Here is a 23,032-nt window from a genome sequence, read left to right on the forward strand (position 1 = left end):
ACTATTATCGACAATTAGGTAAAGATGCGGCAGCATAACTCAAACAAATCCGCCTCCGAATTTACCGGTGCGATTCAATCCCCATTATTGTTTTGTACTTGGTAACCACCTGCTCGACTTTCTGGTATTCGCTCTCTTTCTTCATCATTCCAGAAAAAGCAATCATCATTAATTGTTAACATCGCTCCTCTCAAGCGTTTCTAATGTACTTCATATAAAAGTACATTAGAGCTCTTTGACGACAAGTTAGAAGGAAACCTAGAATCCCCATGCTGGTTTTGTAAGAGATACCAGCCTATATTCTGAGTTGGTTACACATTGCTCTCGGTTATTAAGAAGCCACTGCAGATCTCGAAGAAGTTGTGGCTCAAGAATTTCGTCATGCTGCCAGTCTATGTAATTCCTTTCTTCTCCGGAAATAAGGGTTTTTCGGTATACCTCCATACAGTAATCTCCGCACCCACCATCATAGTAGCTAACGCATAACCTGGCTGTTTCAATCAACTCTCCAGATTCACAATAATCATCGAACATAGGTATTGAACGCATGTAGTCATGAGGTAAACATAAACCACCAGCAGTCCAATAAGGTTTGCCCACCGAATCGCTTTTGAGGGCATAACACGTTTTGTCTTTTACTCTAAAGATGATACTCACAGCTAACTCCATCATTATCTTAGATGAAATTAGCGTGTAGTATTTTGAGAGGGTGTCAAAAAAAGGAGAATGAAAAGCAGAGCTCTAGCAAGCGCAGGAGGATTTATGCAAGGGAGGTGTCACTTTCTACCAACTCTTTATATTGCTCTATAAGTCGTGAGATTCGGAAAGGACCAATATAAAAAAGAACAGCACCAACCACTATCATTGGAATCCCTATTAATATAGGGGTAAGTAAAATTCCAAAGACAACAAAAAGAGACGAAATTATTTTGGTTTTCTTTAATTCGTTTTTGAGGGTTGTGTCGATGTATTTAATTATAGTCTCTTTAGTCCGTTCACCATAAACGGACGAAACCTGATCTACCATCTTCTTGTATTCTGCTAATACTTTGTAATCCGCCTGCATGTGAGAGCTCCATGTTGTATTTACCCTAATGATACTTTTTATTTAATAAGTGAGCAATTTCCCCCTCCTCCCCAACAACTCTACTCGTCACTAGATGATATCCATCAATCCAAGTGCAAACACACTCGTTACAATTAACACTTTGATAAGCACCTCCCATCTCGATTGCAACATAGCCTCCACTACAGATAGGACATCTGATATCACTATCACAAAATCAACTGGTATATTTATTCACTGAGTCACCGTCAGAAAAAATCTTTTCAACAGGGTTTGGCAGATACCGAAAAACGATAGAAGGAAATTTTTCTTTAAGAACACTTTCAAGCTCGTCAAAATCGGAAGTTAGAAATGTTGGGTTCATAATGTACTTTTTTCCATCGTCGCTTATAGCAATTTGACGCAATGTATACTCCCCACTCTCGTTTAAGTAACTGACATTAAACAAGCCACCAGCATTGAAAGTGACTACTGAGAACTCATCCCTGCTGAGCAAGCCTTTCATTCCATTGTCTGTTTCAAATATATATAGGGTTTGAAATGTGTCTTGGATAGGGACGGCTTTCGTCTTCGAGTTGAATGCTCCACCTGCAAGCTTGATTTGATGTGAAAGAGTGATAAGCGAAAAGTGAGCGGCTTGTTTGATATTCATAAGGTGTCCTCAATTAGATTTAAGGAGACCGTAAGCATAATGTTCTTTTTGTCGAATCATACGACTCTGGTGAAATGTTACTTCGCCGTTCGGGTAAAGCTAGTTAATAATCAGTATGATTTGACTGTCTTGCTATAGCCCGTACCTTAACCCTTAAAGTCTAATATGAGAGCAGTATGCGAATTAAGAATTACCTTTGGATAGCCGGTACCTACCAATCTGGCAAACCAGAAACTTTTGAGCGAGTTTTTAGAGTCACTGAATATGGGTCAAATAGAAAAGTACAGTGTTCAGTTAAATTGATTATGGAACACGGCTTACCTGTACAGGATGGTTCTGTAGATAAATGGTCTCTGGCCGTGTCCACATCCGGCCACGAACTGTGTTTACCTACTGACACAATTTTTAATCAGAAAGGGTTAGGTATAGGAACATTTCTGAGAGACCGTGTTGTTGAGCAAGCAAAAGTTCAGTTTAAGGGTATGCCGATCAAAAGTGCGTGGCTATCCCCTCAAGATGCTAATGAAGAAAACTTTAAGAGGCGCGAGAAATTTTATACTAGTGGCGGCTTTGATGTGTCATACAGTGACAAAGCGACGGGCGATGGAAATGTATTGGCATCTAGTATAGATAAATTAAAAGTATCGAAGCCTGTTTCTGAATATTACATCCTAGAAGATAAAGACCTCTTGGGCTTATTTATCGATAGACACAATCAGCACAAGACTGAGCTAAATGAAGCTAATCGAGAACTAAAGGAAACCTCTAAGCAAAGAGACAAGCACTTAAAAAATGCCAGACGCGCCTATTGGGTCTTGATAGTGTGCGCTATCATAATGTTTACTCTCTTCAACAAATAATATCCACCTGCACTAGAGGGGGTGATAACCCTCTAGTGAAATACCATTATGCCGCCAGCCTGTGTCCTTTAATCCAATTCCTGGCCTCTTGAATTGCCTCTGAGCAAAACGCCCGTTTGTCTGACACTACTTTGCCGCTGGTAATATTATTTAAAATAATAAACAGAGGACTACGGACGGTCGATATTTCGATATTATCGCTATTGGTTGTAACGGTTACTTCAAAGCATGCATATCTTGCTTCACCACTAATGAACTGACTCCAGACTTTTTCGTAAGTGTCTTCACATATCATTTCAAGGTCGAAAGGGTCTGCCCCAACCTCTTTAATGGTTACTGAGAACCTTGCTGTTTTATAAGTGCGCTCTTTGCCTGAGAGAGCAAATACTTCACCACCAGCTTCGATTAGTTTGTACCCTTCCCCCTCCAGCTTACGCGATACAGTTTTAATATCTTCCTCTACTAGCTCCACAAATTCGTGCAGTGACTGTGATTCAAAGTCGGTTAGGTCTTCACAAGCGTAATCATCGCAAACAACATACATTGTATTGTAATGAACGTACCGGTGGTCATTAGACTTAATTTCTATACTTGCACCTTTATCTACAGCACGTTTGATAGCGGCTTTTTTGTTCCATTAGTGAGGCGATCGGCAACTGCATTTATATCTTCGGCATATAGCTGCCCTGTAAAAAGCATACCATCACCCTGACAATAGTTTAGGCTGTATTGGATTTCGTCTGCAGGGTAACTCAGCGAAGTTAACTGGCTTTTGAAATAGTTTGTAACTAGCAAGCTCATAATCGAACTCCTTAGAATGAATTGAACAAATATGCGCCCCCCAAGTAGAGGGCGCTACTCAACAAATTACGATGCGTATAGTTCGAAGTGAGTTATGGTTTCGATGTCCTCTTTTTTGTACCCCGCGCTGATCAAGCTTTGGGTCATATCTTCCACTGGCAAGATAGACGCGCCTTCTTCTTCTAAGTGTCTGGCTTCATCAAGGTCTAACACTATGGAGTTAGAGGCATGGTTAATAGAAAGAACTGTTGAGCCTAGTAGAGCAGTAGTTAGTGTGTTGATTACCTCTAGCTCCACCATTTGTGCGAAACTGACTCTTTTTTGTAATTCAAAGGGAACGCTTGGCTCTGCGGAATTAAAAGTACTATCTACCCACGAACTGGAATGTCCTTGCTCAAGTAGATTTTCCATCCATTGCTTTGCAAATGCGTTTAGCTCCCTGTAGTTTGAGCTGATGTGCTCACCTGGCTTTGGATATACAACTTCGAATACAGGTGGTACTGATGTTTGGTAACTGTAAGCTTCTACTTTTTCTTTGCCGGTATGGTAAAAGAAAATCATATCGAGCTCACAAATTGCATCCCCTCCCGCTGTGGAGTAGTGCGCTAAACTGAACGCCTGAGTTCCTGACTCATTAAAGTTATCTAGATCACTTGAACGCTCTAAGCATAAATCCATACCCGCCCCAGATTTAGATTTACCGTTAGCTCTTATTTCACCATCGACAATGATGCCCATTTGCACCATGCTTTCGTAAATGATGAGACTGGTTAATTTACTTTTTTTGGGATTTGTCATACTGCCACCTTGTGACCGCACTAGGCGGCCACCTCCATTGCTTCAATGTTTAATTTCACTTGATAAAAGGTTTCATCAACATTGCCACCAATAACCTCAACACTCACTACGTTGTGGCTGATACCGACCTCAATTAGAAGCTTTTCGATAGATGCAAAAGTTGCCTCGTCAGAATCAAGCGTATAACAGACGTTAGAAAGGGCTGTGAAAGAACCTTTTGTTGTCGCTACCTCTTCACGAACAAAAGGCATGCTCACTACTGGGAAGTTCAAACCGAACTTCTGAAGTGACTTATCGACAACAAGAGTCAGTAAGGCACGCTCCGCCTGCTCAGGTTGAAAGGCTGCTTTTAGTTGGTTTCGATTAATGATGGTCATGTGACTCTCCGTTTGTTTGGGACAACTAAAATGTGTCACATAGAGCTAACATGACAATTAGTGGAGAAAGAGGGTACTCGGTACACCTGACGGGCGCGCTGGCCTCTTTACCATTTATAAATTTCATTGCAGATTTATCAGAGTTTTAAGAATGAGTTTTTGAATGGTTTAAAGGCATCCCCACCAGCGATAGCGAAAGGGGGTGCCCTCATTTGTGATGGGAACTGGGCTTGCTTGAGCAAACCCAGGATGGTGAACTATTGATAGAGCTCTTTTGCTTTTCTAAAAACTTCAACGCCAGCCTCTGTCCACGACCAACTGTTGAAACGTGCAATTAAACCATTGACTCGCGCACGCTCTAATAGCTCAAATTCATCACTCTTTATAGCCTGCCTACGCTCAACTTCGTATATCACGTTAGCAAGACTTAAAATTTCTTCTACAGAGATAAGTGGAGGGTTGATGAATACTTCAAACTCTTGCTTCCCATGGTCTCTACAGTAAGGCTTTATACACGTTGCAACGCCACTCTCAATCTTCACCACTTTAGTAGTAAATAACCCACCCATACCCGATGGGACTTCAATCAAGGCTCCGACTTTGAAATCGTCGCGCTTTGCATATACATATGCGTGAGTGGTGTATCTAGTTTTGGCTAACTCTGGGTTGTTAACCTTGCATTCCATAAATCCGAACATGTTGTTACTCCGCTGTTTTGTTTATAGGTGTAACGTGACACCACCAGCAATTCCGTCAATTTAACGGTAAACCACCAGCCGGAAGAATAAGACTACTTAACAAGTTCATTTGCCTGCCTTTCCTGCTCAATTGCTTAACCGGCGCACCTGAGTACATTTTCCTTAAATCAACAAACAAGGAATTCAGATGACAACACTTCGCTCCAAAGCCTTTAACTTCCCTGCTACTGGCGACTTTAAATGTGAGCTAACGCTTATAGAAAATTGGGATGGCGCCTACATTGTAAAAGTGCACGGCGACGAACGAGGCATTCATTCTAAGAATATGGAAAAGCCATTCACAGATATCAATAAAGCCAAATCTTTCTACGACGAGAAAGATAAGACTCTTTCTGAAGCGGCTTAATTGCCGCTCTCTCCTCTATTTAGAATAAGGAAACCATATGACTGCACTTACCAACAACACAACAACAGCTTTCACCACCGCGCCTGCAAACCCTAATTTAATCTTTGAAGGTGTCGGTTCTGAAACTGAAGAAGCCAATGGTATGAGCTGTAGAATGCGAACCCGTTTAAAATCGCCAACTCATGGCGTTATTTACTTAGAAATCATGGCCGCCTACAAAGGTAAGTATGCGACACAAAGTGTGCAAAATTCGCCGTTTGAGTTCCATGGCGTAGTAATGCATGCCACTCATGAAAATAGCGATGCTGAATATAACGAGCGTGTGTTACGAGATATTGAAAACAATACCTTTCTCTACACTAAAGACGGGATAGTAAAGTTCGTTAACAAGACCTTTGGCATGTCTTATGAGACTCTAACAATTGACTACGATGTGCGAGTGCATGAAACCAAGATGTGGCTTTGCTAACGCCTTACACCCAATTAAAAAAGCCCACCGTTGCTGGTGGGCTTCGCCTAATAAGCTATATCACTCTTATAAGCTTAACAGCATGCCGTACTAGCTTTTCTTTCATGTAACCTTTGCTTTTATTCCAGCTCCCTAACTTCAACATTACAAATAACGTCAAAGTAAAGCTGAAGGCTTGTAGGAAAGCACTCCCCCACCCGCCTAATGATTGCTCTACAGCAAACCAGAACACCGCACCTATCGCGGTAGCACACGTACATAAAAAAACAATCAGCATAGCTGCGTCTTGCGTCGAACTTACTTTGGTAACTTTATTATTAAACATTATTGTACCTTTTAATGAATTAAGCCTTTGTGGCACTGTTAATTATAACTCTACAGCACTTGAAAACCTATTAGATAAAACGAATAAATGAATTAGATTTGAAATTATTCAGCTAAATAAACGATTAACAAAAAATGGCGGGTTGCATAAGTACCCGCCATTTATTCAAAATTAAAAGTATATCCCCGTGCATTTTCTAACAAATATTCAGTTATGCAGAAAGTATGCAAGCACCTCTATCATTTATCTAACAGGGCTGTATAGCCAAGTTCGTAGGCATAAGCTAAAGCTTCAGCACAAATGTGTTGATCCATCTCTTTGAAGGTAGGAAAGGCGTAAAGGTAAGCATTGTGAAGCGCAACATTCACCTTTTGGGAACTAATGTATTGAAGGGGCAAAGACAAGCACCAGCTTTCAGAGACTTTTCTTTTGGCCTCTAGCAGCTCTAGCGTTTTATCATCGGTGAGGGTGGTGATATTGCGAAGATACTCTATCGCTATGACCTGCGCGTCCGTTAATTCTTCCCAGCATAAGCCATCAACAAAAGTATTCACGTTGCGCTCTACGCCAAAATCATCCTCCACCAGCATGTTACGCACAACTGTGGGGATTTCACTCGGGTAGTCGAAGTGCTTGATGGTATACCCATTCTCGCTGCGCGTTACTTCATAATCCTCTGTTAGATAATGCTTTATAAGTAGCTTATGATGCGTTTCAAAAAAGTAAGGAACCTGGAAGCCACCCCACGTATTTTCTTTCGTACTGAGTAGCGCTCTGATTGGCTTTTCAAGGTTCACATTAACCCATGCCCACCGGCACGTAATTTTACCTGTCGTTTCTGTTACAGCGATTGTGTCTGACATTTTTCTCTCCTTTATATGATAGGAGTAATGTCTCAGGAATATAGTGAAGGGCAATTTGGCGGGAATAATGAAAAGCCCCTATCTAGGGGCTCTGAATAATCGAAAAATGACTTTCTTACTAAGGCCTGTTGATCTTTCGTGATTAGTTTTTGACCGGCATGGTAAAGAGTTATAATTTGCTTCGCCAAAAGTAAAAGAACAACTCACTACCATGCCGAGACTAATGCTAACTGATCAGCGGTGGCAAAAGCTACTTCAAGTAATGAAGAGCACAGGCCGCATTTATAACAAACCAGAACACAGAATGACCTTTGAAGGGATACTTTACCGGTTGAGAACCGGTATCCCGTGGCGAGATTTACCCACAGAGTTTGGAGGCTGGAGTACCATCTATCGACGCTTCAATTTATGGTCGAAGAAAGGTTTATTAAATAATTTATTCAATGAGTTAGCAAAACTGGCTGATTATGACTGGGTCTTTGCTGATGGTTCGATTGTCAAAGCTCATCAGCATAGTACAGGTGCTGCGACTTCAGACAATGAGTGCATAGGAAAGAGCCGTGGTGGCAATTCGACAAAAATCCATTTAGCCGTGGATAGTGGGGGGCTTCCCATTTATTTTGAGCTATCAGAAGGCCAGAGAAATGACATTGCTCGTGCTCAAAGTTTGGTTGACCACTTACAGGAAGTAAATATTTTCGTAGGCGACAAAGGCTACGATAGTGATGCATTAAGGGAATATATTGAAGCCAGAGGCGGTATTTCAGTCATACCAAAACGTAATTATGGCCAAGATATAGACAAAGAGAGTGTCGACTGGTGTCTTTATAAATATCGACACTTAGTTGAAAATGCCTTTGCTCGAATAAAGCATTATCGTTCAGTATCAACTAGATATGAAAAGTTAGCGAGAAACTATGCCAGTATGGTATCACTGGCATTTTCAATGATGTGGCTGCCGATGTATTGCTGAGCGAAATGTGTACAGCAAAGATCAACAGGCCTTAGGCAATCTTAACCTTGCTTTTTGCTTATCTGAAAACACTAGCCCCAGACAACACCCACTAATCTCCATAATCTTCAATGTGCTTTGCTTAGCGCTCTTGAAGTCTGGGCAGGGTATTAGCTTACCGTCTTTGCTTAAAGACATTGGGGTAAGGGGGAAACCATTTATTGTCGCTGTGAACTTGCTCATGTCACTCTCCGTTGTGAGGTTGAGGCTTTAATGTTCCATATTGCTGACTTGTTACAACTTACAGAGAATAGTGTAGATGCCTTATTTGTACGCGAGCAAACAAAAATCTGACTTAAAGTATATTTGATGGTTTTTAACCATGAAAAAAACCCGCAATATTGCGGGGCTCGTTTAATTATCTATTGCTGGGTTGGCTGTTATCACCAATTGTCGTATTTGTGGAAAACACTTCTATAAACCTGTGTTACCTGTTTCTCCGTGACTTCATAGTATGCAAGCGCTTCTACTACTGGAGCGATATCGCCCGTATAGAAAGTTTCTTGATTTACTAGCTCCTCTTCAATAATACGATCAATCCCTTTCTCTCTTAGCGCCTTATCTCTTGCTTCTTTGTGTAAAGCTGAAAGACGCTTAGCAAACTCGCTAGCATGTTGTACGGGAACGCAATCACCAGCACTCAGCACCGTACAGTAATCGACGCCTTCTTGACGCTGTTCTTTAAACTGCTTATCTCCAAACGCAAAGAAAACACCAAACTCTTTGAATAGCTGGCTTTGCTGTTCTTGTAATTGTGTATTCATGTATACATCCTTAAGTGAGAATAAAAAGCCAGCCCGAAGGCCGGCGAAGTGGCGGGAGAGCCATTACAACTGTGGGAGCGCAACTCTTGGTGTGAGCTTGCTTACTAATTCGTGAAGCTTTCTAGGGCTTGGTTCATAAAAGCGAGGTACAGTGAGTCCAACGCGATTTATCTTGGTCGAACGCTTTTGTGAAACGAGTGAGAAGTTTATAAGCGCTTCTGTAGCAATCTCATCAAAGTTTTCTGTTGCCCATGCGATAAATGCTTCTTGGGTTTCAAACTGGATACCTGCGCTCAAATCGAATGATGCTTCCTGCATGAAATCGAAAACTGTCTTCTGTTTTTTGCTTGTGGCCATGATGCCCCCTGCTCGATTAACTTGAAGGTAACGTAGGTGAAACAGTGCATTCGGCAATTTGGAGGGAAACGTCACGCGGGAGCCTTATATCCAATTAAGAAAAACGTTTTTATTAATGGTAAAGGCAACTGGTGAAGTTGAGCTTCTATGGTCAGGTTTAATAAATTCAGTGAAGCAAAATGGTAAATTTTTATTAGTTAGGAACGATAAAAGAGTAAGAACTGGTAAAGGTTCGCAACCAATCTTTACCCCCTGCTTGTCATTTCGGGGTGTGGTGCTGGCAGGTCAATTCGCGATAGCGGAGCAGGCCTGGCGCTTATTTCAATCTAGGCTTATATACGCATACCTAGTATGTGCCTGTTGTAAAAAAGAGAGCTGCTGGATGGCAGCCCTCTTAACGCTTTAACTTATGCTGCTTTATCTGTATCGATGTTCCACTTGGCGTATTCAGCCAGTTCACTAATACACTTTTCAACCAAATCTGGCACTTCACTAATTTTATAGTTCATCCACCGGCGGTTGTGATGCTTTTCGGAATAGCTTTCGAAAGAAATGTATTTCACATTCATTACTCGCATCATGTAGCCAAGGTATGTCGCGAAGTCCTTTGCGTAGCCTTCTCTTTCAACCAATGCATCAAGTTTTTTCTTAAAACGCTGCCCAGCTTTGATTGATGAAAATAAATCCTGGTCTAATGCTGGTTGATTTGTACTCAAGTGGAGTTGGTACCCATAGATTCGTTGGTTACCACCATTAATTAGGGCCTCTGCGCTCGTCTGAGACTGAATCGTTAACCCTGAGATACCATGCAACGTTTTGGGCAAATCAAAGTCATAGTGTGCAAATTTAGGCGCCGATTGATAATCAGCCGTTTCTACAATGTTAAAATTCACATTGATGTGCCCGTACTCAGAATAGTTGCACTTTTCAATACCGAATCTCGCCATTACTGAAGGTTTAGATATGTGTTTTTGCATGTTATCTCTCCCAAGATGCAAGTGGATTTAAATACATGCTTAATGTGACAAGAAATTATGAATGCACAATTTTGTGGGAAGAATTGAATACATTTTCATTCAAATCTGATTTGAATCGATAGCCAGTGTTGTGGAAATGAGTAAGCCACCAGCATGGTGTGATTTTTTCGCAGGTGGCTTTGTATATTAGCTTGTTGGATTCATAGCTTTAAAGTAAATGCTTAGCACTTCATCTAATGGAATGTTAGCACGGCCAACATCTGTAGCTACCATTAGTGGTTTAATGTATTTACTATCATAGCTACCGGGGTATTTTGACAGATTGAATATGTTTTGAAGTTCTGACTCAAAATCAGTGCCGTGAAGCAATTTATCCATAGTCCCATCAGAATTAACCACGTAGGTCTTGTCTTGTAAGGCGCGTGCGTGGATAGGAACCAATAAAGAAGAAATGATTTCACTAGATCTTATTTCTTTGTATGCACACCATTGTGGTGTTACACGAACGACTCCGTTTACTAACATAATATCGCAAGCTAAAGTAGCTTTTAGTGCATCGTTTTGGTCTGACCTAGCAAATATTCTGATGTTTCCAATCTCTGCTGGAGATATGGCACCTAGTAGTGAAGAGAAGTCAGGGTGGGACGTACCATCCATAATTTCAAGAAAATTATCATTCGCATTTAAATAACGGTTAAGCTGTGCAGTAAAGTGGTCTTGACTGACTGAACTTGCCAAGTCGCGCCAATCATTTAAATTAAAAGGTTTCTTTCCAAAAAAGAAATCTTCATTTTTCATCGTTAATGTACTCCATAAAGTAAAAAAAATCCTGGGATGTATCTGTTGCCTGAAGAGTATTACCCATATAGATATTTTGTTAGTTGCTCGATAACCCTGTTTCAATTAATGTTGCGGAAGCAATGTTATCAGGCGAAAGCAGGTGGACAGTATTATTCTGAGGGCATTGTACGCGCAAATACTTGCTCCATTTTTCAATATCCATATCTGTCGGCACCTCACCATCAACACATGAATTGCTCTGGTCGGCAGGTGTCAATATCTTCCTGATTATGTTTCGACCCCCCTCAATTTCTCCATCAGGGAAAGTAATGTCTTTTTCTTTTATTAAGTAAGTTCTCCCCACGACAAAATCAATAACTTTCACAAATCGGATCCCTCAAAAACTTCTCTATCATGCTGGTAAAGGCGATATCACGCTCTACCACTGTTTCCTTTGCTTGTATAAATAGGCTCGTTGGTATTGTAGTAACATACCTGGCATCGAGACTGATTGAGCTTGAATGGCAAATTGGATAGCTTTTGTCAGAAGAATGACAATCAATAAATGAGCTCACTCTAACCCACGGTGCGTAGTCCAAACTATAAAGTGAGTTCATGAATGATACTTGTTCCAGATCGTTGTACTGAGTAATAACTCCCACCCTCCCATCCAATCCACCAGCTTTCATATACTCACTTTGGAGGCGAACCCAACTTGAATTAGACTTTTCCGCGTTTAAGTAATGCTCTGCGCCCTCATTGAAAACTACCGCTACTCCCTCCCATATTGGGTCAATGTCTTGATTAGATTGTGTAGTCTGATAAAGGGTCTTTAGGAAAGGTGGTGTTGCGCACAACTCTTCCAGTTTTGGTAAAATTAGTGAACCAGAAACTGTCATCTATTACTCCACTTGAATATAACTATTAAGAATGCAGGGGGCATTTGGTGCGAATGATGATTGGTTTAGTGGCCGGTGGAAAGGCGGTTTCCGATTTACCAAACATTTGTCTGGTAAATCGGTCAGCCTGGCTAGGTTATCCCACAAATCTTAAATGCGATGGCGGTTCACTTTCTACTGCATTAGAAAGATAGCAAGCTGCAGCAGATTGCTTTAGGTTTAATAAAGATAAGTTCTCGCTTGATATATAATGACAAACGGCAAATACAGCGACGACCTCCTCCGGCGAACTGATCTCACCAATGATTACTGACTCACCATTGGGTTGGAAGCATTGATAATCTTCCATCCAGCCAAGGCATGTATTGCCGAAAGGCGATTTTCTTAAATGCTCGAGGCCTTCTTTCGTCACAATGGCTCTTTCAAGGCTGTGAGCAAATACTTCAGGTTCTACAAACTTGGGTTGATTTTGTAACACTTCAAACTTCGACAAATATGAAGATGGGAGTATTTGCTTGCCGCGTACTCGTAAGCTCCCGTATAGGCATGACTTAATCACTTTATTGGCAATATTAGTAAGCAGGTGGGCTGCGTTATAGCCCATGGTTAATACTGACCACTGCCTTGATATCGTTTTCGTTTCAGAGTCGATGATGCGACTGTCACCACCATGGCTTGCGGCAATGTAGATATCCATGTTTGATAGGGTAATAGCATCCAGCGCTTCACTGGCAACGTTACTTATTGCTTGCCTGTTAAACCCCACCAGCGAACTGGTAATAATAAGGCGTTCAAATTCAGTGTAGTAAGACATGTTAGCTCCTTTGATTATTTACAGGAGCTAACGTAGGGGAAATAAATCGGTTGTAAATTCTTGAGGTAAAGGAATGTATCATTTACCTCAAGAATGAAAGGATTCAACTATCAAAGAAGTAAAGAAATCCCCATAAGATTGTCATCGTTCCTGCGATAAACAATACATACTTGACCATGAAGGTTGCTACTTCATTGAAGTTTAGCCCACCTGTCAGCATAAAATACCCAAGGATGAGCGCTCCTATTGGCGCAAACATCGTGTATAAGAGCGAAAACCGGAAAGGCTGACGCTCACGTGATTTGTGTCGTGATTTCCTGCCGAGTAAATAAAGAGACATTAATAAAAAGGGAAACCATCCCATTACACCTGCGGCTTTTAACGACTCAGGTCCTAACCCAGCCATCCCAGTGAGTACAGTTACGGCAACCCCAAACCCAAGCAGAACTCTCGCTAATCTGTCTTCGCCGTCCCTGCTCTGTGTATCAATCGATGCGTTCATTTTGTACCTCCTTTTCGGCTTTATGAACGTAGGTATGGTAGTGTAATTTCAAGAAAACGACCGAAAATAATTCAATTATTTTCCAATGCCGCTAAAAACCTTCCCGTATAGCTGTTTCACAGCTTGAATGGCGTCTTCATCAAGCTTGTTTTTGAGGGGCCGATGAGGGTAAAACTCTCCCTCAAGTACCGTATTAAAAAATTTGTCATCGATACTGCTCAGCGCAAGTTGATAGTGAACTCGCTTCGTTGCCTCCTGGTAACGCGCAGTAACTAAAAAAGGGGATTCTCTGTGTCGATGACCATTAACCAAAAACGCGATAACTTTGTCTGACTCGTTTCTAAGTAATACTCCATCTAACTGTTTTTCATATGTGCCATCGCATTGCGTTAGCAACGCGCTATTAATAGGACGAAAAACTCGCCCGTTTAAGTTGATATTCACTAATTTACTCTCTTTAAATCGACTTTTGGTGCACCAAGAAGTAACTCCTTGGTGAGATAAATAATGGCTACCCAACGGAATTTGAACGTGACTTGATTAACTATGGTGTAATCGTCGGGTGTCCATGTAAATGAAGTAGCCCTGTACATGATTGATGGCGCCTTATGTAGCACTTTGGTAAATGAGACCGCGGCAAAAAACACTGCCTGTTTGAAGTATCGCTATGTCTGCAGAAACTACAGCTCTGCCGGTTGTCTTTTCGATGAAAGTGTCAGTGTGAAATGGGTTGTATGTTACTTCTACCCATTCACTTGAAAGCGACGCTTTTTCTCCCTTAAGCACTTTACTTAAGGTACCCTCCACAAAAGCGTGTACATTACGTCTTTTTTCCTTTCTCGCTCTTGCTTGACCACCAGCACGCACATTGAATACTGCATTATCGATTCTAACGCTGACAGAGTGATCTAAAACTTTGCCAGATAACTTTCCGCCCTTTGCTTGGATTGAGAACAATTCACTATTCTTGCTACTCAAATCACGATAACCACGAATGCTATCCCCAAGCTCGTAGCGACGACCTTTAAAGCCAATAATCTCTTCTGTTGTATCAAATGGAACGTTTTCTTCGAAATTAAGCTCTAGTGATTCAGTAAACATGTTTGTACCTGTTAGGTTGACTAAGGATATGCTTGTAACGTAGGTCACTCACATATCCTTGCGACTTTGAGGGAAACTGAACTGAAACTATTCTAGTTATTGGCTGGTGGTAAGGTCCAAGTCGAACATTCGAGCCATATCTTGAAGCCCTTCGACCGTTGCGCCTTTAAAGTAATAGGTTTCGATATCATCGGGAATGTGGGCAGTATAGGCAAAGACCACCTGCAAACCGCTTTTATGTGCCATTAACACCCTGTGGCACTGCTGATTTACCTTAAGAAGCTGGTGGTCCATCGGGCATATTGTAGCCAATTGATTTAAAACCGCCTTATCAGTAAACCGAACATAGGGAGCTTTAGGGTTTACCTTACGAATACGCCATGAGTCACGCTCAAAACTTATGAGGACATCTTCCTGGAGGGGTACGCTACCGTGCGCTACCGAATAAATAGTTCCTTTATGTCGGAAACAATGCACTTGGTTACCGTTTCTACCATGAACCCCGTTAGGCTCTATCAGATCACAATCGTCCACCTTTAAATAGCTTGCCAACGCAAGCTGATGATTGTTGGCCCCGGTGACACGTTGAGCTTCATTTATATCCATACTTTAAACCACCTTCTTTAGCAGTGAGCCATACGTGCGGGTGGTTAGGCTATTAACCTGGCCGCGCGAGAGAGAGAACCGAGTTCTGTCTGCGGTGATAGTGTCACGAGATATGGTAGAAAAACCCCATGCTTTTTTCACTGTGCACCATCCAGCAACCACGGTACGAAAGTTTGCTTCGTAATTGATTAGGAAAAGGTCTTCAAGGTGAAATTGTTTAAGCGAAGTTGTGACGGCTCGACCAACAAATAAATCAAATGCCTGTCCATCATGGCGAACGGCAACCGCATTACATAAAATAGTATGTAGCGTGTTATAGGCTAGTGAACCCTTAAATCCGTCAATATGTGATACAGCTTCCAGCAAGGCGCGTGTTTCACTGTAAATTACATCGAGAGATGCATCAGAACTGACTTTCAATACTGCTAATGAGGGAGCAGATGCTAAATCAAAGCCTTGTGCACGGCACAGAGTTTTACTGAGGTTAGAATAAATACGCTCTTCAGAGACATGTTCCGCTTCGACCATTAACCAATCAATAATGTTTTTAGACGCCCACTTGGCTATGACAGCTATTCCTTGAAAGGGGCTTTGGTTTGTAATTGATAATAAACTCATTGAGATGTTCCTATTGGTGTTATCTGACAATGAGCAACGTAGGCCTTATTTTAGTGCGGACAAATTTGAGGGAATTCTGCGGGTGGCTTGCACCAACTCATTGAAACCTTGGCTTAAAAAGCCATGTTTAACAATGCTTTTAAAATGGTTAATTAGCCCTGGGCGACTAATCAACCACCAGCAAGAATGTTTGGCTAATTAAGAATACTAGTTGCCGCTAAACCATTATTGATTGCATCCTCAATATCAAAGATGCTTCTTCTCATTTTTCTTAGAACAGATTCTGCCTGCTTTACTTTTTCATTCATCGCTAGCTTGCCATCTAATGTTTCGCATTTTTTGGCTTCATTCCGTAGCCTAGTTACGTAACCTTTAGAAAGTCTTACCTGCTCTTCTGCATCTTCAGTCGTTTTTATTTTTTTTAATCGTTGCTCAAATGACACCATTGATAATTCACCCTAAGTTAGTTGGTATTTTGAATTAACGTGACGTAAAGTTTTCCAAGAGCAAATGCAGTGGAATGCTGATTAATCCTCACAAAAACACTGTACAAAAACTAGACACCAAGGGGCGCGAGTGTATAATTTATAAGCAACCATAAAAGACAAGGAAGTTTGGAATGAAAAAATGTATTTATTGCATTACAGCCCTAGTTCTTATGGGCTGCAGCTCTATGCAGCCTCTAGAGCTAAAAACGTCCATAGAGTACAAACCCGATATAACATTACAAGATGCGTCAGATTTAGCCTCCGAGGTTGCTGGTGAGTATGCGGATAGAAGTCGCGAGGATTACAAGGAACTTGTTAAAGCGGACCAGTACTTATTGCATGCAGCGGCAGTTGGTATCATCGGCGTGGCGTCTTCGGCACATGCCGACGTGTTGACCACTGCATCGCTGTTTGGTGGGTATGTTGGTGCTCAAAAGGCTTATACAGGCCCTTTGGGTAAAGCAAAGCTATATTTAGAAGCTGCATCAGCTGCACAATGTGTGGAAAAGCACGCTGCTAGACTAATACCTGAAGTTAAAAAGTTAGATGATAAATCTTTCTCAATCTTTGCACTTCAAAGCGATCTCAACGATGAGCTATCCAAGCTAAAGGCTGCCATAGGGCATTTCGATATGGCTTACGCAAGGCTTCAAGGTAAAGATAAGGAAGAGTTTGATAGCGACTTAGCCAAAGTTAATTTAGGCGGTTTCTCGTCCTTTGATGAAATTTATCAATTCGGAAAGAGTAGCCTAGAAAGCATTCAGGCCACAATACGGCAAGTGAAGGATCTTCCGTTCCTAATCATAGATAAATTACAACAAATTGATTTGGAGGTTACACGGCGGTTTATCACAGAAACTGTCGACATAGATACAGTCATAGCAACGCTCAAACAAGGCCAATCATCACCCCCTGTTGAGAGTGTTCCAGAACAGCAAAGCTTACAGGGTGTAGACAAAGGCGCCCCAGAAGGGTTCTTTGATATGAATGACCTTCAGCTAACACAAACTGCTACACAAGATGTTCTAAATCTTTCAAAGCAGGTTGTTTACTTATCAAATCTTTACGCGTCTTTAGACCTCTCCCCTCTCACTAAGAATGCAAATTCCATTAAATCTTGTGTGGTTGCTACGGTGCAAGTGAACGATTAACTTAGCTAACGCCACCACACCCGATAGGGCGTGGTGGCGGGTGGGGAAAGTCACGGCTTAGATAGCCATGACCAGTTGGTTTTTGTCCACTTTATTTTTCGCAGCCTCCCTCTCTTTCTTCGCGATTTCTTTTGCCAAGTCAGCCTCCCTCTTCGCCTCCAGTAGACGCTTTTGTCTAGCAGTGTGCGCCTTTACATATTGCTCGACCAGTAGTTCGTCCACCTGCACCCCGGCGCGTTCCTCTAGTGATACCTTAACAGCTGCTCCATTCACTTTTTTGAAGAACATGCTGTGGTCTAACACTCGCTCTATGGCGATATACGATGCGTATTTGTCAGGGTATTGCTTAGCGCCCTCCTTGAGATCACCTTTACTGGCCATGTAGCAAAATGCGCATGATAGGCGGCTATATTTTTCACCACGCTCTCCATAGGCGGGATGCGGATGTTGACCGCTTGCATATATTGCATCGTAGGTAGCATCCTCTGAGGCATCAAAGATAGGCATCCAGTCGAACACTGTTCTCGATTTAGTAGTTAAGCGCTTGTTGATGAACAGAGGGTTTTTCATGCTTCTCATTTTGCTTTCAGCAGCTCGAATGCCGGTTACATTGAACGCTACTTTGATACCGCGTGCTTTCATGTCCTTTCTGATAAACTTATCGATTTGCTGAACCTTGTAATCTGAGGTGCAAAAGCGTGCGATTCCGCCCATGAATTTTCCACGAAGCAAAATTCCATCAATAAGGTTTCTGTAAGGATTTTGAACTACCTCTACTGGTATTGCTGGTGGTGTGAACTTCTCTATGTGCTCAATAACTCCATCATGCTCTACTTCACTAGTTAGGTTCGCATGTACTACAGTTATTTTGTGATGTGGAACAAGCTCCAAAACTTTTAGCTTTGCGAACTGGCTATCTTTTCCAGCCGAATCAGATAGGTAGAAGTGGCATTTGATATCGTCGTTGTTTGCATATTCGCGAATAAGTGCGTCTCTCGCCTCTACTGAATCTGCCGCTAGCTTGTCTGCGCCAGTTAGGTCGAATAGGTCAAAGTTCTCTGTGCATTTCATGGTTGTGTCACTCCTGTTCCGGTATGTGATTAATGTGCAACAGGAGGAGAGAATGTGTATTTTGGGGGAAAGAGCGGAGCGGTTGCTGAGTCTTTATTCCAATTTAAAAGCTCAGCGTTTTTATGAATGAATGCTTATGGTTTTAACTGGTAATCTACCGTCCAGGTGTCCAGTGAGTGCGGCCTAATTAGTGACGAACCGCTAAATGCTTTTTCTTCATCAGCACGACTGAAGACTTCCTTTAAAAACTTATCTAATGCCTGCGCAGAAGCTAGTTCACCAAAACGAACGCTTATTTGTCCTCCATAAGCATAGATAAAGCACACATCATCTATTAGAGGCTGTAACGCATTTTTTAAAATCTGCATATGCTTCTCTGCGGTTTTCCCAATGATTAGATCATCTACCGATGAAACATTAACAGCATAAGGGTTTTCAGGGTCTCTGCGTGACTCTGTACCACCAGCATGAATAAGCGGGTGGTATGTGTGGACGTTTTTAAATCCCATACTCTTAAGCTGCGCTTTTACTTGCGCCACATCGTCCATATCTTGGCACATCACAACAAAGTCAGTCGTAATATGGCAGTTCACCGTTCGGCCACCGAAAACCTCAGATAGAAACTTACAGCGTATTTCACTGTTGACTCTATGTATCTCTTCTACTTTATTTCTGTCCATGCGCCTCTCTAATTGGAGAAGACCCGGCAATGTATTTAAGCGCTCTTTAAGTACTGCTCTTGTTATATTTTTTTGCATAACTATTCCTACTACTCTTTAGTTATAAAGTTTTATCGCCCTAATTGGCTTAGGGAGTACCGTTATCCAGTTGTCAGGTTTTGCAATTCAGAGGGAATTTCTTTTGGTGTAGCGTTTATTAGCTTGTGGACTTCAATCAATAACGATATTTGCGAACCATTCACTTCTTCCCAGCGCACCTTCCCACCATCAGCCCCCTTTGCATGTAGAGGGAAAACGAACTGGTACTTTTCATTCAGCTGATTATCTAAGCCCATGGGTGTGTCGTGATGCCATTGGCACAACGGGAGTACATACAGGTGAGCTTCTGGCGAAGTGCGCCCATGTATGTGATGAATAGACACTGGGGAACCGGTGTGTGGCTCTATCAGACCTTTATTGATGCAACAAATACACCCCAAAGCAGCCATACGGTCATGTAAAGACATCTCCGTTTTATTGCGAGACTTACCAGCCATACCCTTTGACCTTAGAGGCTTCTTGGCTACCAGCGGTTTAGCTACAGGGGGGCGCATTCTAGCTTTTTCGGATGCTTTAGCTCTCTGACGCTCTTGCCGCTCGCGTTGTTTTTCCAATTGCTTGATACGGTACTCAGGGCATGCAAGTTTTGCTTTTTGTTTTGCGGCGGCGCGCTCTTGGGCACGACGTTGTTGCTCTCTCTGCTTTTGCAACTTTTCGGGGGTTAGTAGGAAACTCATCGTTAGATGAGTCCCATATATTTTGCTTCTGAAAGCGCTTCAAGCAAGGTGGGCATACGAGGGTAAGCTTCTCTTACCGATGCAATTTGTTCAGCTGAAACCTTTTGCCCGAAATAAGATGCAGAACCATCATCGAGATTCCAAACTAATGGTAAATGTTCGTTTGTCGATGCTTGGGTGATTTCCATTTTTATATCCCTGTAATTGATGACAGAGATAACGTTACGCACCTATATAATTATGCAAATTTGAGGGAATTGCAGAAAGAAAAACGGCTCCAAATTAGGAGCCGTTTGTTGAGTTAATCTTCTAGGAACCGTTGCCCTATTTTCTGTAGAGCCTTTCTATTACTAAAAATCAGCGGAAAAATTACAGCAGCCGTCACGCCCAAAGCAGCCAACAACCACCAGAAATAATCTAGGTTTACTGATATATCCATTAATACCACCACCTTAAAGCCTAAATGCCACGACTAGTAAGAACGAGCCAGCAAGCATAAACAAACCTACAAATGATAGTATAACAGACAGTTGCAGCAAGCCAACATTTTGGTCTATGACCAATATAGAGCCACCCAAACCAAGTGCAAACAACCCAAGACCTAAATCTTTGAGGACGTCTTTTAACCAAGTAAGGACAGCAAGTTTCAGTGTTTTCAAACACCCCTCCTAATTGTTATCCATATTGGACAAACGTCACATAAGAGAGAGAATTTGCACCTTTAGAAGAAATGCTAAGGTAAGCCCTCTAAATCCATCTTTAAATCTCATTATCTAATAGTTGAATTTTTCTACTCACATACAATTCCTAATCATGGTTAGAAATTGGAATAACTCGGGTTAAATATCGTTTCGTTTTCCAAAATATGTGATAACCGTATTTATAATTATTTTCGAGGGTTTTAATGAAAGAGTTTCATCATATTGAAGTAGGTTACAACGGCGCGGCGTTATCTGGCGGCGATAAAGCTGCCGAGTTTGAGATTGATAGTAGAAATACCAAGTGGTTAGTTAGAGTCTTTTTAAATGGGCTCAAAGCAACTAGCAATACAACTAGTTATCTAAAGGTGAAAGGTGAGAGTGGCATAGTTAAAGTTTTTTCTACCTCAAAAGAAAACATACTGAATAACTTGCCCTTACCGTTTACATCAGACGTTGAGTAATTCCACAAGCACCAATTAGCGATAGCGAATAGGTGCGAGTGCAAATCTGGCGCTACCACAGCGCCAGTAACTCGGACATTGATACGTCCACCTGCTTTGCGACAGTTAGGTCTAGGAACCCTTGCCCGGCTAAGACCGCTTCCGCTTGCTCCTGCTCCGCTAAGGCCGCCTTATACTCCGCCTCGCTCAATGACGCTCCTAGCACCATCGTGTCATACGGTACGCCATAGGTCATTTTGAGCGCGTTGTAGACCTGCGCACGCTGAACCTCTTTGTGCAAGCCTGGAATGCTTCCACGCTTCAGCTTTAGAATTTTTGCTTCAAGCAAAAGCTTGATGATAACCGTAGGGCACACCCCCTCTCCGAAATGACCTTCCTCAAGCACTTCCGGCCACCAGCGTTCGACTAGGTCGTCAATCAGGCAGCTCTCACAGTCGATAGTATGGCGCTGCTCTTCCTCGAATGGAACCAAGTCCACTGAGTCGAGCTTAGGATGCATCCATAGCTGATTAGTAAGTATGTTGTGGCGGTTGTCCTCATGAAGCCCAGTGCATGCATGCTGCTTTACAAGTCCGTTGATATTGAAGTATCGCGTGGCTGGTAGCGTCTGAGGCTCAGCTTTCTGCGTCTTCGGTATAGCATAGCGTTCTCCATCAGTGTACACCGAATGCCAAATCCTTAGCGCTGTTCCCACTTCACTTTCTCCGCCTTCTCTTGCCCACTGATATTGAATCATCAACAGCTCTTTGTAGCCAATGAGCTGGAACCGGCAACCTTCGTAACCGTATTGCTCGTAAAAAGCCTCTTGCTCTTGTACATCGATGGTCAGGATATAGCGTAAAAGCTCCTGTCTGTAGTCCAAGCTGTACTGGTTATAGCCCACCAGCACCCAACCACCGGCTTTCACTTCGCGCCCTACAAGGGCGCGAGAGCGCTCGTAGTCGAACAAAGTATTCACCATGAAAGTCCTAAGTTCTGAGAACGGCGCCATGTAGCCGTACCTTGCTGGCGAGATACTGATTTGCGCCTCTAGGCTCTCGTCACGTTCTACCATGGCGCAGAGGAAGCATCCGAATCGCGATCCGCAACTTTTGTCCTTGTCCTTGTTTTCACCTGAGAAAAGATCACAGGTGCCACCGTTTCCCGCACCATAGTGCTTCTTTAGTTCGTAGGTGTGGTCTACAGCAAAGCTCTCAATGTCCTCGTTGTCGATTGCAGCGCTTAGCGCCCATACATCTGTCAGAGTCCATGACTTGATTGGGGCAAAGGTGAACCCCAAGTCAGTCTTCACTAGCTCCACATCACTCTCATTGCGCTTAGCAATATTCGCTGCTCTAACCTTGGATTCGAGGTCTCGCGTACCAGATGCTGACGCGATTTTATTGGTCTGGTGACGGTCGCCTAGCGCCCGTAAGTAGCGTTTCATTGGCTCAATTTTCCAGTCCACTGTACAGTCACGACCGTTCTTGCTGGTTACAGGAGTGCGTAACAACTTACCTCGACCTACATACTCAACCATCGGCAGATTAGCCAGAGAGGGCTCTAGCTCTTCTGTGCGGATAGGCAGACCATGCTCTCTACCGTACTTACGGGCAGCCTGGTGTAAGTCCAACATAAGGCCGTGAAGCTCTAGGTTCTCAATCGTAGTGTTGGTAGTAACGATGTATAGCGGCCCGACATAAGGGTTAACTTCCATCGCTTGCTTGAGCCCTTCAACCGCACAATGAGCAACACAGATAGAGTCCTTACCACTAAGACCCACGCTAATTACCCAGTTTTCTAGGAAAAGCTTTTTGAAAGTATCTGTTGCCTGTTGAACCTTTGCGTACTGCATTGTGTGCCCCTTTTCTTTAACTGGAGCTAATGTGTCAGGGCTGGTGGTTATCGCAATTTCTGGGGAAAGACTCTCAATCCACTTTTAGAAGTCTTCGTTTTTAAGAAATTTTAATAAGTCGGGAT

37 protein-coding genes are annotated in these 23,032 nt (G+C 42.4%); 6 read left to right on the top strand and 31 right to left on the bottom strand.

Translation table 11 applies throughout. The annotated features are described in order from the left end of the window. Positions 1 to 258: 258 nt before the first annotated feature. The 3 genes from NO989_RS18000 to NO989_RS18010 all read right to left on the bottom strand — a co-directional run bounded on the left by NO989_RS18000 (position 259) and on the right by NO989_RS18010 (position 1,718). Positions 259 to 657 (bottom strand): hypothetical protein, encoded by a 399-nt coding sequence (locus NO989_RS18000; RefSeq protein ID WP_015068579.1) that lies wholly within the window; start codon positions 655 to 657, stop codon positions 259 to 261. A 103-nt stretch (positions 658 to 760) separates the two neighbouring features. Next, positions 761 to 1,066 carry a hypothetical protein gene (locus NO989_RS18005; RefSeq protein ID WP_015068578.1) on the bottom strand — a complete coding sequence of 102 codons (306 nt, stop codon included), beginning with the start codon at positions 1,064 to 1,066 and terminating at the stop codon, positions 761 to 763. Positions 1,067 to 1,283: 217 nt separating this feature from the next. After that, positions 1,284 to 1,718 carry a hypothetical protein gene (locus NO989_RS18010; RefSeq protein ID WP_015068577.1) on the bottom strand — a complete coding sequence of 145 codons (435 nt, stop codon included), beginning with the start codon at positions 1,716 to 1,718 and terminating at the stop codon, positions 1,284 to 1,286. Positions 1,719 to 1,894: 176 nt separating this feature from the next. On the opposite strand from NO989_RS18010, the gene NO989_RS18015 reads away from it, so the two are divergent. Continuing rightward, a complete protein-coding gene (locus NO989_RS18015) occupies positions 1,895 to 2,578 on the top strand; it encodes a hypothetical protein (RefSeq protein ID WP_015068576.1) in 684 nt (227 codons plus the stop codon). A gap of 46 nt (positions 2,579 to 2,624) precedes the next feature. Here NO989_RS18015 and NO989_RS18020 read toward each other — a convergent pair whose 3' ends face one another. From NO989_RS18020 to NO989_RS18040, 5 genes are all read right to left on the bottom strand, one after another. Continuing rightward, entirely contained in the window at positions 2,625 to 3,122 is a 498-nt protein-coding gene (locus tag NO989_RS18020; RefSeq protein ID WP_015068575.1) for a hypothetical protein, read from the bottom strand. Between the two features lie 59 nt (positions 3,123 to 3,181). Further along, positions 3,182 to 3,379: a hypothetical protein gene (locus tag NO989_RS18025; protein WP_015068574.1), complete on the bottom strand. Its 198-nt coding sequence runs from the start codon at positions 3,377 to 3,379 to the stop codon at positions 3,182 to 3,184. A 66-nt stretch (positions 3,380 to 3,445) separates the two neighbouring features. Then, positions 3,446 to 4,177, bottom strand: coding sequence for a hypothetical protein (locus NO989_RS18030; RefSeq protein WP_015068573.1), 732 nt, complete (start codon positions 4,175 to 4,177; stop codon positions 3,446 to 3,448). Between the two features lie 20 nt (positions 4,178 to 4,197). Next, positions 4,198 to 4,554: a hypothetical protein gene (locus NO989_RS18035; protein ID WP_015068572.1), complete on the bottom strand. Its 357-nt coding sequence runs from the start codon at positions 4,552 to 4,554 to the stop codon at positions 4,198 to 4,200. Positions 4,555 to 4,811: 257 nt separating this feature from the next. Continuing rightward, positions 4,812 to 5,252, bottom strand: a complete 441-nt coding sequence (locus NO989_RS18040) for a hypothetical protein (protein ID WP_015068571.1) — start codon at positions 5,250 to 5,252, stop codon at positions 4,812 to 4,814. A gap of 187 nt (positions 5,253 to 5,439) precedes the next feature. Here NO989_RS18040 and NO989_RS18045 point away from each other — a divergent pair, with 187 nt between their 5' ends. Both NO989_RS18045 and NO989_RS18050 read left to right on the top strand, forming a co-directional pair. Further along, entirely contained in the window at positions 5,440 to 5,658 is a 219-nt protein-coding gene (locus NO989_RS18045) for a hypothetical protein (protein ID WP_015068570.1), read from the top strand. 37 nt (positions 5,659 to 5,695) lie between these two features. Next, positions 5,696 to 6,127: a hypothetical protein gene (locus NO989_RS18050; RefSeq protein ID WP_015068569.1), complete on the top strand. Its 432-nt coding sequence runs from the start codon at positions 5,696 to 5,698 to the stop codon at positions 6,125 to 6,127. A gap of 55 nt (positions 6,128 to 6,182) precedes the next feature. Here NO989_RS18050 and NO989_RS18055 read toward each other — a convergent pair whose 3' ends face one another. Together NO989_RS18055 and NO989_RS18060 are read right to left on the bottom strand one after the other, a co-directional pair. After that, positions 6,183 to 6,452 carry a hypothetical protein gene (locus tag NO989_RS18055; protein WP_015068568.1) on the bottom strand — a complete coding sequence of 90 codons (270 nt, stop codon included), beginning with the start codon at positions 6,450 to 6,452 and terminating at the stop codon, positions 6,183 to 6,185. A 239-nt stretch (positions 6,453 to 6,691) separates the two neighbouring features. Then, positions 6,692 to 7,315, bottom strand: a complete 624-nt coding sequence (locus NO989_RS18060) for a hypothetical protein (protein ID WP_015068567.1) — start codon at positions 7,313 to 7,315, stop codon at positions 6,692 to 6,694. 211 nt (positions 7,316 to 7,526) lie between these two features. On the opposite strand from NO989_RS18060, the gene NO989_RS18065 reads away from it, so the two are divergent. After that, positions 7,527 to 8,288, top strand: coding sequence for an IS5 family transposase (locus NO989_RS18065; RefSeq protein ID WP_012518443.1), 762 nt, complete (start codon positions 7,527 to 7,529; stop codon positions 8,286 to 8,288). 21 nt (positions 8,289 to 8,309) lie between these two features. On the opposite strand, the gene NO989_RS18070 is transcribed toward NO989_RS18065, so the two are convergent. The 14 genes from NO989_RS18070 to NO989_RS18135 all read right to left on the bottom strand — a co-directional run bounded on the left by NO989_RS18070 (position 8,310) and on the right by NO989_RS18135 (position 16,191). After that, the gene (locus NO989_RS18070) at positions 8,310 to 8,510 is read right to left on the bottom strand and encodes a hypothetical protein (protein ID WP_015068566.1); all 201 of its coding nucleotides are present in this window, start codon (positions 8,508 to 8,510) and stop codon (positions 8,310 to 8,312) included. A gap of 200 nt (positions 8,511 to 8,710) precedes the next feature. Beyond that, positions 8,711 to 9,091, bottom strand: a complete 381-nt coding sequence (locus NO989_RS18075; RefSeq protein WP_015068565.1) for a hypothetical protein — start codon at positions 9,089 to 9,091, stop codon at positions 8,711 to 8,713. Positions 9,092 to 9,154: 63 nt separating this feature from the next. Further along, positions 9,155 to 9,448, bottom strand: coding sequence for a hypothetical protein (locus tag NO989_RS18080; protein ID WP_015068564.1), 294 nt, complete (start codon positions 9,446 to 9,448; stop codon positions 9,155 to 9,157). Positions 9,449 to 9,855: 407 nt separating this feature from the next. Beyond that, positions 9,856 to 10,425 (bottom strand): hypothetical protein, encoded by a 570-nt coding sequence (locus NO989_RS18085; RefSeq protein WP_015068562.1) that lies wholly within the window; start codon positions 10,423 to 10,425, stop codon positions 9,856 to 9,858. Positions 10,426 to 10,611: 186 nt separating this feature from the next. Beyond that, on the bottom strand, positions 10,612 to 11,223 hold the full coding sequence (locus NO989_RS18090) for a hypothetical protein (protein WP_015068561.1): 612 nt from the start codon (positions 11,221 to 11,223) through the stop codon (positions 10,612 to 10,614). 79 nt (positions 11,224 to 11,302) lie between these two features. Beyond that, positions 11,303 to 11,590 (bottom strand): hypothetical protein, encoded by a 288-nt coding sequence (locus tag NO989_RS18095; RefSeq protein WP_015068560.1) that lies wholly within the window; start codon positions 11,588 to 11,590, stop codon positions 11,303 to 11,305. Beyond that, positions 11,577 to 12,104, bottom strand: a complete 528-nt coding sequence (locus NO989_RS18100; RefSeq protein WP_015068559.1) for a hypothetical protein — start codon at positions 12,102 to 12,104, stop codon at positions 11,577 to 11,579. The genes NO989_RS18095 and NO989_RS18100 overlap by 14 nt, the downstream gene beginning before the upstream one ends. Positions 12,105 to 12,240: 136 nt before the next feature. Further along, positions 12,241 to 12,918 carry a hypothetical protein gene (locus tag NO989_RS18105; protein WP_015068739.1) on the bottom strand — a complete coding sequence of 226 codons (678 nt, stop codon included), beginning with the start codon at positions 12,916 to 12,918 and terminating at the stop codon, positions 12,241 to 12,243. A gap of 103 nt (positions 12,919 to 13,021) precedes the next feature. Then, positions 13,022 to 13,420, bottom strand: coding sequence for a hypothetical protein (locus tag NO989_RS18110; RefSeq protein WP_015068557.1), 399 nt, complete (start codon positions 13,418 to 13,420; stop codon positions 13,022 to 13,024). 75 nt (positions 13,421 to 13,495) lie between these two features. Then, positions 13,496 to 13,864 (bottom strand): hypothetical protein, encoded by a 369-nt coding sequence (locus NO989_RS18115; RefSeq protein ID WP_015068556.1) that lies wholly within the window; start codon positions 13,862 to 13,864, stop codon positions 13,496 to 13,498. A 162-nt stretch (positions 13,865 to 14,026) separates the two neighbouring features. After that, positions 14,027 to 14,521 (bottom strand): hypothetical protein, encoded by a 495-nt coding sequence (locus NO989_RS18120; protein WP_020744596.1) that lies wholly within the window; start codon positions 14,519 to 14,521, stop codon positions 14,027 to 14,029. 96 nt (positions 14,522 to 14,617) lie between these two features. Continuing rightward, complete coding sequence (locus tag NO989_RS18125) at positions 14,618 to 15,127, bottom strand: hypothetical protein (RefSeq protein WP_283646006.1); 510 nt, start codon at positions 15,125 to 15,127, stop codon at positions 14,618 to 14,620. A gap of 3 nt (positions 15,128 to 15,130) precedes the next feature. Then, positions 15,131 to 15,745 carry a hypothetical protein gene (locus tag NO989_RS18130; protein WP_283627072.1) on the bottom strand — a complete coding sequence of 205 codons (615 nt, stop codon included), beginning with the start codon at positions 15,743 to 15,745 and terminating at the stop codon, positions 15,131 to 15,133. A gap of 194 nt (positions 15,746 to 15,939) precedes the next feature. Further along, entirely contained in the window at positions 15,940 to 16,191 is a 252-nt protein-coding gene (locus NO989_RS18135; protein ID WP_015068552.1) for a hypothetical protein, read from the bottom strand. Between the two features lie 173 nt (positions 16,192 to 16,364). Here NO989_RS18135 and NO989_RS18140 point away from each other — a divergent pair, with 173 nt between their 5' ends. Further along, positions 16,365 to 17,384, top strand: a complete 1,020-nt coding sequence (locus NO989_RS18140; RefSeq protein WP_015068551.1) for a hypothetical protein — start codon at positions 16,365 to 16,367, stop codon at positions 17,382 to 17,384. A 57-nt stretch (positions 17,385 to 17,441) separates the two neighbouring features. On the opposite strand, the gene NO989_RS18145 is transcribed toward NO989_RS18140, so the two are convergent. The 6 genes from NO989_RS18145 to NO989_RS18170 form a co-directional block, all read right to left on the bottom strand. Continuing rightward, the gene (locus NO989_RS18145) at positions 17,442 to 18,455 is read right to left on the bottom strand and encodes a phosphoadenosine phosphosulfate reductase (RefSeq protein WP_015068550.1); all 1,014 of its coding nucleotides are present in this window, start codon (positions 18,453 to 18,455) and stop codon (positions 17,442 to 17,444) included. Between the two features lie 134 nt (positions 18,456 to 18,589). Beyond that, on the bottom strand, positions 18,590 to 19,213 hold the full coding sequence (locus NO989_RS18150; protein ID WP_015068549.1) for a hypothetical protein: 624 nt from the start codon (positions 19,211 to 19,213) through the stop codon (positions 18,590 to 18,592). Positions 19,214 to 19,275: 62 nt separating this feature from the next. After that, positions 19,276 to 19,911, bottom strand: a complete 636-nt coding sequence (locus NO989_RS18155; protein WP_015068548.1) for a Ref family recombination enhancement nuclease — start codon at positions 19,909 to 19,911, stop codon at positions 19,276 to 19,278. Positions 19,912 to 19,913: 2 nt separating this feature from the next. Next, on the bottom strand, positions 19,914 to 20,099 hold the full coding sequence (locus NO989_RS18160; RefSeq protein WP_015068547.1) for a hypothetical protein: 186 nt from the start codon (positions 20,097 to 20,099) through the stop codon (positions 19,914 to 19,916). A 113-nt stretch (positions 20,100 to 20,212) separates the two neighbouring features. Further along, positions 20,213 to 20,350 carry a hypothetical protein gene (locus tag NO989_RS18165; RefSeq protein ID WP_157669844.1) on the bottom strand — a complete coding sequence of 46 codons (138 nt, stop codon included), beginning with the start codon at positions 20,348 to 20,350 and terminating at the stop codon, positions 20,213 to 20,215. Positions 20,351 to 20,363: 13 nt separating this feature from the next. After that, complete coding sequence (locus tag NO989_RS18170) at positions 20,364 to 20,570, bottom strand: hypothetical protein (RefSeq protein ID WP_015068546.1); 207 nt, start codon at positions 20,568 to 20,570, stop codon at positions 20,364 to 20,366. 245 nt (positions 20,571 to 20,815) lie between these two features. Here NO989_RS18170 and NO989_RS18175 point away from each other — a divergent pair, with 245 nt between their 5' ends. Continuing rightward, positions 20,816 to 21,073 carry a hypothetical protein gene (locus NO989_RS18175; protein WP_015068545.1) on the top strand — a complete coding sequence of 86 codons (258 nt, stop codon included), beginning with the start codon at positions 20,816 to 20,818 and terminating at the stop codon, positions 21,071 to 21,073. 52 nt (positions 21,074 to 21,125) lie between these two features. On the opposite strand, the gene NO989_RS18180 is transcribed toward NO989_RS18175, so the two are convergent. Continuing rightward, positions 21,126 to 22,907 carry a hypothetical protein gene (locus NO989_RS18180; protein WP_015068544.1) on the bottom strand — a complete coding sequence of 594 codons (1,782 nt, stop codon included), beginning with the start codon at positions 22,905 to 22,907 and terminating at the stop codon, positions 21,126 to 21,128. Positions 22,908 to 23,032: the final 125 nt, after the last annotated feature.

The organism is Alteromonas sp. DY56-G5 (genome assembly GCF_041414725.1).
GTDB lineage: Bacteria > Pseudomonadota > Gammaproteobacteria > Enterobacterales > Alteromonadaceae > Alteromonas > Alteromonas macleodii.

What these genes read in the sequence shown, in the direction of transcription:
- NO989_RS18020 (WP_015068575.1), bottom strand. Translation starts at nt 3,122, where the DNA reads ATGTATGTTGTTTGCGATGATTACGCTTGTGAAGACCTAACCGACTTT.
- NO989_RS18150 (WP_015068549.1), bottom strand. Translation starts at nt 19,213, where the DNA reads ATGCAAAAAAATATAACAAGAGCAGTACTTAAAGAGCGCTTAAATACA.
- NO989_RS18065 (WP_012518443.1), top strand. Translation starts at nt 7,527, where the DNA reads ATGCCGAGACTAATGCTAACTGATCAGCGGTGGCAAAAGCTACTTCAA.
- NO989_RS18080 (WP_015068564.1), bottom strand. Translation starts at nt 9,448, where the DNA reads ATGGCCACAAGCAAAAAACAGAAGACAGTTTTCGATTTCATGCAGGAA.
- NO989_RS18125 (WP_283646006.1), bottom strand. Translation starts at nt 15,127, where the DNA reads ATGGATATAAATGAAGCTCAACGTGTCACCGGGGCCAACAATCATCAG.
- NO989_RS18040 (WP_015068571.1), bottom strand. Translation starts at nt 5,252, where the DNA reads ATGTTCGGATTTATGGAATGCAAGGTTAACAACCCAGAGTTAGCCAAA.
- NO989_RS18055 (WP_015068568.1), bottom strand. Translation starts at nt 6,452, where the DNA reads ATGTTTAATAATAAAGTTACCAAAGTAAGTTCGACGCAAGACGCAGCT.
- NO989_RS18145 (WP_015068550.1), bottom strand. Translation starts at nt 18,455, where the DNA reads ATGAAATGCACAGAGAACTTTGACCTATTCGACCTAACTGGCGCAGAC.
- NO989_RS18015 (WP_015068576.1), top strand. Translation starts at nt 1,895, where the DNA reads ATGCGAATTAAGAATTACCTTTGGATAGCCGGTACCTACCAATCTGGC.
- NO989_RS18030 (WP_015068573.1), bottom strand. Translation starts at nt 4,177, where the DNA reads ATGACAAATCCCAAAAAAAGTAAATTAACCAGTCTCATCATTTACGAA.
- NO989_RS18005 (WP_015068578.1), bottom strand. Translation starts at nt 1,066, where the DNA reads ATGCAGGCGGATTACAAAGTATTAGCAGAATACAAGAAGATGGTAGAT.
- NO989_RS18120 (WP_020744596.1), bottom strand. Translation starts at nt 14,521, where the DNA reads ATGTTTACTGAATCACTAGAGCTTAATTTCGAAGAAAACGTTCCATTT.
- NO989_RS18090 (WP_015068561.1), bottom strand. Translation starts at nt 11,223, where the DNA reads ATGAAAAATGAAGATTTCTTTTTTGGAAAGAAACCTTTTAATTTAAAT.
- NO989_RS18085 (WP_015068562.1), bottom strand. Translation starts at nt 10,425, where the DNA reads ATGCAAAAACACATATCTAAACCTTCAGTAATGGCGAGATTCGGTATT.
- NO989_RS18165 (WP_157669844.1), bottom strand. Translation starts at nt 20,350, where the DNA reads ATGGATATATCAGTAAACCTAGATTATTTCTGGTGGTTGTTGGCTGCT.
- NO989_RS18050 (WP_015068569.1), top strand. Translation starts at nt 5,696, where the DNA reads ATGACTGCACTTACCAACAACACAACAACAGCTTTCACCACCGCGCCT.
- NO989_RS18130 (WP_283627072.1), bottom strand. Translation starts at nt 15,745, where the DNA reads ATGAGTTTATTATCAATTACAAACCAAAGCCCCTTTCAAGGAATAGCT.
- NO989_RS18140 (WP_015068551.1), top strand. Translation starts at nt 16,365, where the DNA reads ATGAAAAAATGTATTTATTGCATTACAGCCCTAGTTCTTATGGGCTGC.
- NO989_RS18025 (WP_015068574.1), bottom strand. Translation starts at nt 3,379, where the DNA reads ATGAGCTTGCTAGTTACAAACTATTTCAAAAGCCAGTTAACTTCGCTG.
- NO989_RS18100 (WP_015068559.1), bottom strand. Translation starts at nt 12,104, where the DNA reads ATGACAGTTTCTGGTTCACTAATTTTACCAAAACTGGAAGAGTTGTGC.
- NO989_RS18155 (WP_015068548.1), bottom strand. Translation starts at nt 19,911, where the DNA reads ATGAGTTTCCTACTAACCCCCGAAAAGTTGCAAAAGCAGAGAGAGCAA.
- NO989_RS18110 (WP_015068557.1), bottom strand. Translation starts at nt 13,420, where the DNA reads ATGAACGCATCGATTGATACACAGAGCAGGGACGGCGAAGACAGATTA.
- NO989_RS18070 (WP_015068566.1), bottom strand. Translation starts at nt 8,510, where the DNA reads ATGAGCAAGTTCACAGCGACAATAAATGGTTTCCCCCTTACCCCAATG.
- NO989_RS18060 (WP_015068567.1), bottom strand. Translation starts at nt 7,315, where the DNA reads ATGTCAGACACAATCGCTGTAACAGAAACGACAGGTAAAATTACGTGC.
- NO989_RS18045 (WP_015068570.1), top strand. Translation starts at nt 5,440, where the DNA reads ATGACAACACTTCGCTCCAAAGCCTTTAACTTCCCTGCTACTGGCGAC.
- NO989_RS18180 (WP_015068544.1), bottom strand. Translation starts at nt 22,907, where the DNA reads ATGCAGTACGCAAAGGTTCAACAGGCAACAGATACTTTCAAAAAGCTT.
- NO989_RS18175 (WP_015068545.1), top strand. Translation starts at nt 20,816, where the DNA reads ATGAAAGAGTTTCATCATATTGAAGTAGGTTACAACGGCGCGGCGTTA.
- NO989_RS18035 (WP_015068572.1), bottom strand. Translation starts at nt 4,554, where the DNA reads ATGACCATCATTAATCGAAACCAACTAAAAGCAGCCTTTCAACCTGAG.
- NO989_RS18160 (WP_015068547.1), bottom strand. Translation starts at nt 20,099, where the DNA reads ATGGAAATCACCCAAGCATCGACAAACGAACATTTACCATTAGTTTGG.
- NO989_RS18105 (WP_015068739.1), bottom strand. Translation starts at nt 12,918, where the DNA reads ATGTCTTACTACACTGAATTTGAACGCCTTATTATTACCAGTTCGCTG.
- NO989_RS18010 (WP_015068577.1), bottom strand. Translation starts at nt 1,718, where the DNA reads ATGAATATCAAACAAGCCGCTCACTTTTCGCTTATCACTCTTTCACAT.
- NO989_RS18075 (WP_015068565.1), bottom strand. Translation starts at nt 9,091, where the DNA reads ATGAATACACAATTACAAGAACAGCAAAGCCAGCTATTCAAAGAGTTT.
- NO989_RS18135 (WP_015068552.1), bottom strand. Translation starts at nt 16,191, where the DNA reads ATGGTGTCATTTGAGCAACGATTAAAAAAAATAAAAACGACTGAAGAT.